Origin of the sequence: Planktothrix sp. (assembly GCF_046067725.1) — a bacterium.
Lineage (GTDB): Bacteria > Cyanobacteriota > Cyanobacteriia > Cyanobacteriales > Microcoleaceae > Planktothrix.
In genome coordinates this window covers 19,553-27,907 of record NZ_JBJUDF010000210.1, presented here as the reverse complement: position 1 = coordinate 27,907, position 8,355 = coordinate 19,553, and the positions used below count along the sequence as shown (strand labels likewise).

Below are 8,355 nucleotides of genomic sequence, written 5' to 3'. Positions count from 1 at the left end.
GTTTCTTAATCAATCTTTCTATTAGCAACAAAGGTTATTGCAGGAACCGGGTTTCTTAATCAATCTTTCTATTAATAGCAAAGGTTAACCCAGAAACCCGGTTTCTAGGAGGTGCTGGTGGGGGTCAGAAACTGGGTTTCTTAATCAATCTTTCTATTAATAGCAAAGGTTAACCCAGAAACCCGGTTTCTCAATTAACCAACTTGTACGACGCCGTATTTACTGGTTAATTTATCTAATTGATTCACTAACAAACTTAGGAACAGTCCCACGTCCGTAACAACGCCAATAGACTCCACAGAACCGCGATCGCTGAGTTTGGTGACAACCGCCGGGTTAATATCCACACAAACCATCTTCACCCCGGAAGGCGTCATATTGCCAACCCCAATAGAATGTAACATTGAGGATAGCATCAGAATCATATCTGCACCCCGTAACAGTTCCGCATAATGCTCTTGAGCTTTAATTAAGTCCATTTGCGTATCCGGTAACGGGCCATCATCTCGAATGGAACCTGCTAAGGAGAAGGGAATGTTATTTTTCACACATTCATACATAATCCCACTCTTAACCACTCCCTGTTCAACGGCGGCGGCAATACTTCCGCAACGACGAACACTGTTAATCACTTTAAGGTGATGACGATGACCTCCTTTAACAGCGACTCCTTGTTTCATATCCACACCGAGGGAGGTTCCCATGATCGATTGTTCCATATCGTGAACGGCGATCGCATTTCCCCCTAATAACGCCTGCACATAGCCTTCGCGGATGAGATGGGATAAATGTTGAGCCCCTCCGGTATGAATCACAACTGGGCCAGCCGTCACCACAACCTTACCGCCGCGATCCCGAATTTGGCGCAGTTCCCAAGCCACTTGTTCCACAATTAACTCAACGCGGCGTTCACTGGAAACCCCCGCCGACATAAAACTAAATTCTTGCGGCGCATTTCGGGGTTCGCGAGATTCAGTTTTGCGGATCGTCCGCAGACCAACAACATCCACCACCACTCGTTCACCGAGTTTTAAATCCCGTAGAATCTTACATTGAGCAACAAGACCGTTAGGGGTTTCAGAAATGGCGATCGCACCATCCATGCGTTGATTTTGAACCGTCAGCCATTGTCCATCTACCCGAACTTCTGTCGGATAAATGGTAGACACATAGAAATCATCGGGAGCAACGCCATCTTTTTCCACAGGTTGTAAGCGAGCATCTCGTTGATCTTCGTCCAGGGAAACAACGCCAATATCAATTAATTGACTAATAATTTCTTCCATCACCTCATGGGAAGGAGCAGATATTTTAATCTCTGCTTTCGAGGTGCTTTGTCGTTGTTCTCCTAAGTTAAAGTTCAGGACTTGGAAACTTCCGCCGCCTTCGACGACTAAATCTAAAGCACGGTTAATTAAGCCTGCATCTAATAAATGTCCTTCCATCAGGACGGTGCGGCTTTCAATATTGATGACAGCATGACGATCAATAATAATCGGTTCTGTCACCCGCAGGGTTAAACATTTGGCGGCTCCTCCTGCTTTTAAAAACTCTGTTAAGGGAGTTTCAAGAACGGTGAAACCAGCTTCTTGTAGTCGAGCTTTTAAGTTATCGCTGGCTTTATTCATAATCACCGTCTGATTAATATTGACGGTATTACAAGCAAAATTAACGGCGTCGGGTTCTTCAACAATAATCCGTTTTTCTGGGGGAACTCGCAATTCAATTAAGCGATTTGAATAGGAATCAAAGGCGGGAGGATAATACATTAAATACCCACCTGTTAACGGACAAAAACAGGTATCGAGATGATAAAACCGTTCATCCATTAACCGCAGGGATAGAACTTCAATATCCAGCCATTCGGCAATTAGGGGATGAGAATCAAGTTCAGACCGGAAGCCATATCCCGCCCATAAATAGCGTCCTTCCCGGTCAAATAAAGCATCTCCAGCACCTTCAAAGGGGAGGTCTTTCGGAAGTTCATGAACGGTAAACCCTTGACGTTCAAACCAAGTTTTAAAATAGGGTTCTTCCCCTTGACGTTCTTTATGATAAAAACGACTAAGAACGACGGTTTTATCGAGCACTAACCCAGCGTTGGCGGTAAACACCATATCCGGCCAACCTTTCGCGGGGGTTACTAAGTCAACAATGGCGTTTTCTTTGATAAGATAGTACAAACTTTGCCATTGTTCTCTGGCTCGATCAAATGATGATTTGTGGATATTGCCCTCCATCCAAGGATTAATTACATAGTCCACATCATAGTGGTCTGGAGGACACATCAGGAAACGAATTGAATCTGTCATTTTAGTTAGAATAGGGTAGACGCTACAGGTTGCTACCGATAAGAGATTGGAGTCACTACAAAATCCCACTTCTAAGCTTGAGAAGGGGGAGTTAGGTCTATAAAAAGCCAACTTTTTATTATATCACTGGGATGTGGACACACGGGGTAATTAAATGTTAGGAAAACCTGACATTAGCTTATGAATCTGATGGAGTTCTTTTTAATGGGGTTTGAAAAAAAATCATTCTATTTTTTTTAGTCTGTAGTACAATAGATTTTTATACCGCTACCCATAATTTTTTTTTGATTCAACTACGCCTCAACGCTAAAGTGTTGGGAATCGTTTCCTATGGCTAAACCTTTTTGAGAGGATTAAACGATGTCTTCAGATAATGCAGCAATTTTTAAAATGACCACTTGTTCTCTGAATCATGAAGAGAAAACAGGTAAGGTTTTAGCGATCGCAACTTATGGAGATAGAGGGAAAATTGTCTGTTTTCAAGTTGACAGTATGGGTCAAGGTCAATGGATTCCTGCGACTGCGTTATTAGACGGGGAAGTTAAGGAAGATATTAATAAATTAGGTCAGTTTTTTGCAGATCTGGTCAAAAAAATTCAAGATAAAGCGACTGAAGATATAAAATTGACTTATTCTTCACTAGAACAAGCAAAAAAAACAGTAGAAGAAAGCTTGAAAGTATCTAGTAAAGCGGTTGGGGATACAACGCAAGAAATTACCAATATCCTTAATGGAATCACTAAAAGATCAGAACAATTTGTTAAACAACTATTGCAACAAGTCATTAACTATTGGAATGAATATTGGAAAGAAAGGATTTTAGAGTGTATTTTGAGTATGAATCTGGCGGAAAAAGCACTGACTATTGTTAGTAAAACCAAGAAAAATTATCCAAATTTTTCAAGCAGCCAAATTGCTCAAAATACCATCAATGAAAAACTTTTGTATTCTTTAATTATTGGTATGGGTAGTGCAGTCCCAGGAGCTACCCTAGTTGTAGACTTAAGTTGTACGACACCCTTATTAATTCAAATGGTTTATGAAATTGCTGGTGCTTATGAGCAAGATCTTAAATCTCCCGAATCAATACAGGAGATTGTAGCAATTTTAGCGTTAACTTTGACCGTTGATAATTTACCCAAAATCGGTTTAGGATTTTTGCTCAAACAGACTCCGATTGCAAGTTGGGCAATTAATCCAATCATTAATGCAACCTTATTTTTAGCGGTAGGATATGCCACGTGTCAATATTATGAAGTGAAAGTCAGTGGTAAAGATCCGCTTTCAAAAGAAACTTATCAAGCGTTAATTGCTGAAGTTAATAGCTATTTTGATAAATTAATGACCGAAGGAAAGAAAATTCAAGAAATCGTCAATAAAGCAATTGATTTAAAAGCCAAGTTACCTCAAACCACTTAAAAAAGTCGAGGTTAATTTTAGTGAAATTCTAAAAATAACCGTAGGGGTTGGGTCTCCCAACCCTCTTGACATCTGGTTTGGAAGGGACACCATCCCTAACCTAAAATATTATATGAAATCCCATTATAGCTGCTACAGATGATCCCTCCTAACTCCCTGTAGAGAGGTTGCATGCAACCTCTCTACAGGGGGGATTTGTAGCAAACATTTAGGGATTTCAGATTACAACTTCGGCGCGAATTACTATAGCTAAAACATCAAACCTTCTCAAGATGGATAACCTGTTTAATTTCAAAAGTTTCTATGGGCGAGGAAACTTCGCCCCTACATAAGCGGGTTGAGAAGGGGGAGTTAGGTCTATCATCAGAAAAAATTGTGTAAAAAAGGGTAAAATTCCATTATTATTAACTATAATCTTGCTCGTTTTAAAGCTTGCCAACTGGTATAACCTAATAATCCCGTTGCGCCTAAAGCATAAGCTAAACCACTAGGAATTCCTGAAAAAGCCAGAGCTAAACTTCCGACCCAAAGGGTGAGAGAATAAATAAATAATACCGTTCTGCGTTGAGATAAACCTGCGTCTAATAGTCGATGGTGAAGATGGCGTTTATCCGCTATAAACGGAGATTTTCCATTACGAATTCGGTCTAAAATTACAGCCGACATATCTAAAATCGGAACCGCTAAAATTAAATAAGGCAGAACAACCGAGGTAACGGCCGTTGTTTTCACTAAACCAATAACACCCACCCCAGCGAGGGTAAACCCCATGAAATAAGCGCCCCCATCCCCCATAAAAATCTGAGCCGGATTAAAATTATATCGAAGAAATCCTAACGAACTTCCGGCTAACGCTGCCGCAATTAAAGCCGCAGCCGGCTGATTCATAAATAAACTCACAATTAACATCACAACGGCAGCAATGCCACAAACTCCCGCCGCCAGTCCGTCTAAACCATCAATCCAATTAATCGCATTCGTCATTCCCACTAACCAAATAATGGTAATGGGGAGACTCAACCATCCAATTTGAACTAAACCGAAATGGGGAATGGTTAAAAAGTCAATGCGGACACCCACCCACCAAGCCAAACTAGCAACTCCAGTTTGCAATAATAGGCGAGTTAGGGGAGATAAACTAAATAAATCATCCGCTAAACCAATTAGAAAAAAGGCAACGCCACCCAGGGTTACGCCCCAAATTTCATATTCATCCTGTGGGCTTAAAGGTTTGCCTGTGGCATCAATAAACCCACCGGATATCCAAACTAATAATAAAGCAATTAAAGCGCCTGCAAAGATGGAAACACCACCTAAGCGAACCATCGGTTGTTGATGGACTTTACGTTCATTCGGTAAATCAACTCGTCCTGAACGGATGGCGATTTTCTTAACAACGGGGGTACTCCAGATAACAACTAGAGCCGAAATAACAAAAGTTAGGATATGGTACAGATGGTGGGGCATCTGAGGTTACAGGTGCAAGATTTTCGTTACTGTGTCAGCCAGAGTCTACTACATTTGGGATCATTTCTGACCAAAAACTTTTAAATTTCTGTCGTTAGACTTCAGCGTGAACACTTTCAAGAACGTCCAGCTAAAGTCCAACAACAGAACTTGATCCGTTAGATAAAGGTGAAATTTAAGCTAAAGCTGGAACCTTAATACTGAGATGAGGATACAAAGGAAAGCGATCGCATAAATTAGCCACCCGTTGACGACATTCATCTTTAATACTTTCATCATCGGGGTTCAACAACCGATCAGCAATAATATTCCCAATCTCAATAAACTCCGCTTCTCCCATTCCCCGCGTTGTCATCGCAGGAGAACCCAGTCTCAAGCCACTGGTGACAAAGGGAGATTCAGGATCAAAAGGAACGGTATTTTTATTAGCGGTGATATGAACCTCACTGACGAGTTGATCGGCTCGTTTTCCAGTCATAGAAACGGAACGTAAATCCACTAACATCAGATGGTTATCCGTACCACCCGAAACAATTTTTAAACCTCGGTTTTGTAATTGTGTTGCTAACGCTTTCGCATTGGCAATCACTTGACCGGAATAAGTGGTAAATTCGGGTTTAAGTGCTTCACCAAAGGCAACGGCTTTCCCCGCAATCACGTGCTCTAAGGGGCCACCTTGACTGCCAGGGAAAACGGCTTTATCTAACTTTTTACCCAGTTCCCCATCTCGCGTTAAAATTAAACCGCCTCTTGGCCCCCGTAGAGTTTTGTGGGTGGTGGTTGTCACCACGTCACAGTGAGGAATAGGGTTAGGATGATGACCCGTTGCCACTAACCCAGCAATATGAGCAATATCCGCCATCAGGTAAGCACCGACTTCATCAGCAATGGCACGGAATTTCTCAAAATTGATGATCCGAGGATAGGCAGAATACCCACAAATAATCATTTGGGGTTTATGTTGTTTCGCCAGTTCTAAAATTTGGTCGTAGTCGAGTTGTTCCGTTTCTGGACTAACGCCGTAGTGACAAACTTTAAACCATTTACCCGAAACATTCACCGGAGAACCATGGGTTAAATGTCCCCCATGAGATAAGTCCATCCCCATGATCGTGTCACCGGGTTTCAGCATCGCCAAGAACACGGCAAAGTTGGCTTGAGCACCGGAATGGGGTTGAACATTAGCACTGGCGGCTCCAAACAGTTGTTTAGCTCGTTCAATCGCTAACTGTTCAACCCCATCAATAAATTCACAACCGCCGTAATAGCGTTTTTTGGGTAGACCTTCTGCATATTTGTTCGTCAGAACCGAGCCTTGGGCTGCCATAACGGCGGCGGAGGTAAAGTTTTCGCTGGCAATTAACTCTAGGTGATCCCGTTGACGACATAACTCATGTTGAATCAGGTCAGCAATCACCGGATCAGTTTCAGATAAGATTTCTAAGTTAGTCCGACTCACAATAAAATTCCTCGTTATAGCAGTTCTACTCAATGGGATACACAGGGATAGGTCGATTGAATTCTCAAGATGGGTCTAACTCAATCGCCTTTTTACCCTGAATCTTCTATAATAACTTTCTTTGCTGATCCCTTCTACTCCTTGACTCCTCAACCCAATCACTCTATAATTCCTGATTTCTTAATGGAAAAAGACAGTTTGACTCTCAATTTTGTTAAATTGTAAGTCATTTAGCTGAATCGGCTTAAACTCTTGATTTACAATAAATATAGAGAAAGGGCGTCTGTCGGAGGAACCCTTATGCTAGTCATCTTGATGGATAACCAGATCATTACATCTCAACAGGTTTGTCAAGGGTGTTTGCTGGCGGATCAAAGGGGTCAACCCCGTTGGAGAGGGGGTCAGCTTTGCTGCGGTCATTTGGTTCAGCCTTCGATGGGAAATCAACCCAGTCAGTATGAGTGTCAAATGGGCTTCCGTATTGCCAATGTTGAATAAACTCGGAATCTCAATCTCACACTCAACTCCTGAGACTACGCTATCCTGAGTTTAAGACATACTCAGGAGAATTGGTTATGACTTGGCGCGGAACAACGACAATACGCGATCGCATTTTTGCGGCTTTACCCTATCTACTGCCTTTAATGGATGGATTGGTCTTTGGACGCTTCTTATTTGAACAGTTTCCGATTTTACAAATTATTACATTGCCTGTTATTCCGTTAATGACGCTTTATCAAGTCATTCCCTTTGCCGGATTTATTGTGTTTTTAGCATTGTATATGTTAGTGGTTCGGAATGAAAATATTCCTCATTTCATTCGATTCAATACAATGCAAGCAATCTTGATTGACATTGTTCTGATTTTATGCACGTTAATCTTCCAAGTATTAGGCAGTGTTCTGTTACAAGGATTTGTTGGTGAAACCCTTTATAACATGATCTTCCTGGGACTTTTAGCTGCATTTTTCTATTCTGTAATTCAGTGCTTTTTAGGAAAATATGCAGAAATTCCCACCCTTTCGGATGCGGTTTATATGCAAGTTCGTTAACGCTTGATTGGGGCGGGGTTTCCCGACCCAAATATCTTAATTTTTTCTCAATGGCACTCTCTGATATAATTAAAGATCCTTGCTTCTAATTTAGAAGCCTTGTTGTCCACAAGGAGCATAACAGCATGAAACCTTTTGTTTACGAAACGATGTATATCCTGCGTCCCGATCTCAACGATGAACAAGTTGAGCAATCAATTACCAAATATGAAACGATTCTGCGGGATCAGGGCGGACAAAATATTGAAATTCAAAATCGGGGTAAACGTCGTCTCGCTTATGATATTCAGAAGCATCGGGAAGGAATTTACGTCCAGATGAATTATGAAGGCCCTGGTAGCCAAATTGCTGTCCTAGAACGAGCCATGCGACTCAGTGATGAAGTGATTCGTTATTTGACGATTAAGGAAGAAGTCAAGCCAGTAGCGATCGCTGAAACTCCTGAACCTGAAGTGGAAGAAGCCTAAGTAGAGGGGGAGCAGGGGGAGCAGGGGAGGCAGGGGGAGCAGGGGGAGAAGGGGAGAAGGAGAGCAGGGGGAGAAGGGGAGAAGGGGGGGTAATAAACTTAATCTCTACTGTTTCCTGCACTCCAAAGTCTACTCTCTGTTCAACACCTACCCTCTGTTCACTACTATCACTGCTATTG

Annotated in this window: 7 protein-coding genes; 4 read left to right on the top strand and 3 right to left on the bottom strand. The window is 41.9% G+C overall.

Annotation, left to right across the window (positions count from 1 at the left end; genetic code table 11):
• Positions 1-194: 194 nt before the first annotated feature.
• Positions 195-2,312 carry a bifunctional arginine dihydrolase/ornithine cyclodeaminase gene (locus ACKPEB_RS12970; protein WP_408965350.1) on the bottom strand — a complete coding sequence of 706 codons (2,118 nt, stop codon included), beginning with the start codon at positions 2,310-2,312 and terminating at the stop codon, positions 195-197.
• Positions 2,313-2,672: 360 nt separating this feature from the next.
• Here ACKPEB_RS12970 and ACKPEB_RS12965 point away from each other — a divergent pair, with 360 nt between their 5' ends.
• Positions 2,673-3,731 carry a hypothetical protein gene (locus ACKPEB_RS12965; protein WP_408965349.1) on the top strand — a complete coding sequence of 353 codons (1,059 nt, stop codon included), beginning with the start codon at positions 2,673-2,675 and terminating at the stop codon, positions 3,729-3,731.
• A 408-nt stretch (positions 3,732-4,139) separates the two neighbouring features.
• On the opposite strand, the gene ACKPEB_RS12960 is transcribed toward ACKPEB_RS12965, so the two are convergent.
• Both ACKPEB_RS12960 and glyA read right to left on the bottom strand, forming a co-directional pair.
• Entirely contained in the window at positions 4,140-5,198 is a 1,059-nt protein-coding gene (locus ACKPEB_RS12960; RefSeq protein ID WP_408965348.1) for a glycosyltransferase family 4 protein, read from the bottom strand.
• 175 nt (positions 5,199-5,373) lie between these two features.
• A complete protein-coding gene (gene glyA, locus ACKPEB_RS12955; RefSeq protein ID WP_408965347.1) occupies positions 5,374-6,657 on the bottom strand; it encodes a serine hydroxymethyltransferase in 1,284 nt (427 codons plus the stop codon).
• 300 nt (positions 6,658-6,957) lie between these two features.
• Here glyA and ACKPEB_RS12950 point away from each other — a divergent pair, with 300 nt between their 5' ends.
• The 3 genes from ACKPEB_RS12950 to rpsF all read left to right on the top strand — a co-directional run bounded on the left by ACKPEB_RS12950 (position 6,958) and on the right by rpsF (position 8,176).
• Positions 6,958-7,155, top strand: a complete 198-nt coding sequence (locus tag ACKPEB_RS12950; RefSeq protein WP_408965346.1) for a hypothetical protein — start codon at positions 6,958-6,960, stop codon at positions 7,153-7,155.
• Positions 7,156-7,232: 77 nt separating this feature from the next.
• A complete protein-coding gene (locus ACKPEB_RS12945) occupies positions 7,233-7,709 on the top strand; it encodes a Tic20 family protein (protein WP_408965345.1) in 477 nt (158 codons plus the stop codon).
• A gap of 125 nt (positions 7,710-7,834) precedes the next feature.
• A complete protein-coding gene (gene rpsF / locus ACKPEB_RS12940) occupies positions 7,835-8,176 on the top strand; it encodes a 30S ribosomal protein S6 (RefSeq protein WP_408965344.1) in 342 nt (113 codons plus the stop codon).
• Positions 8,177-8,355: the final 179 nt, after the last annotated feature.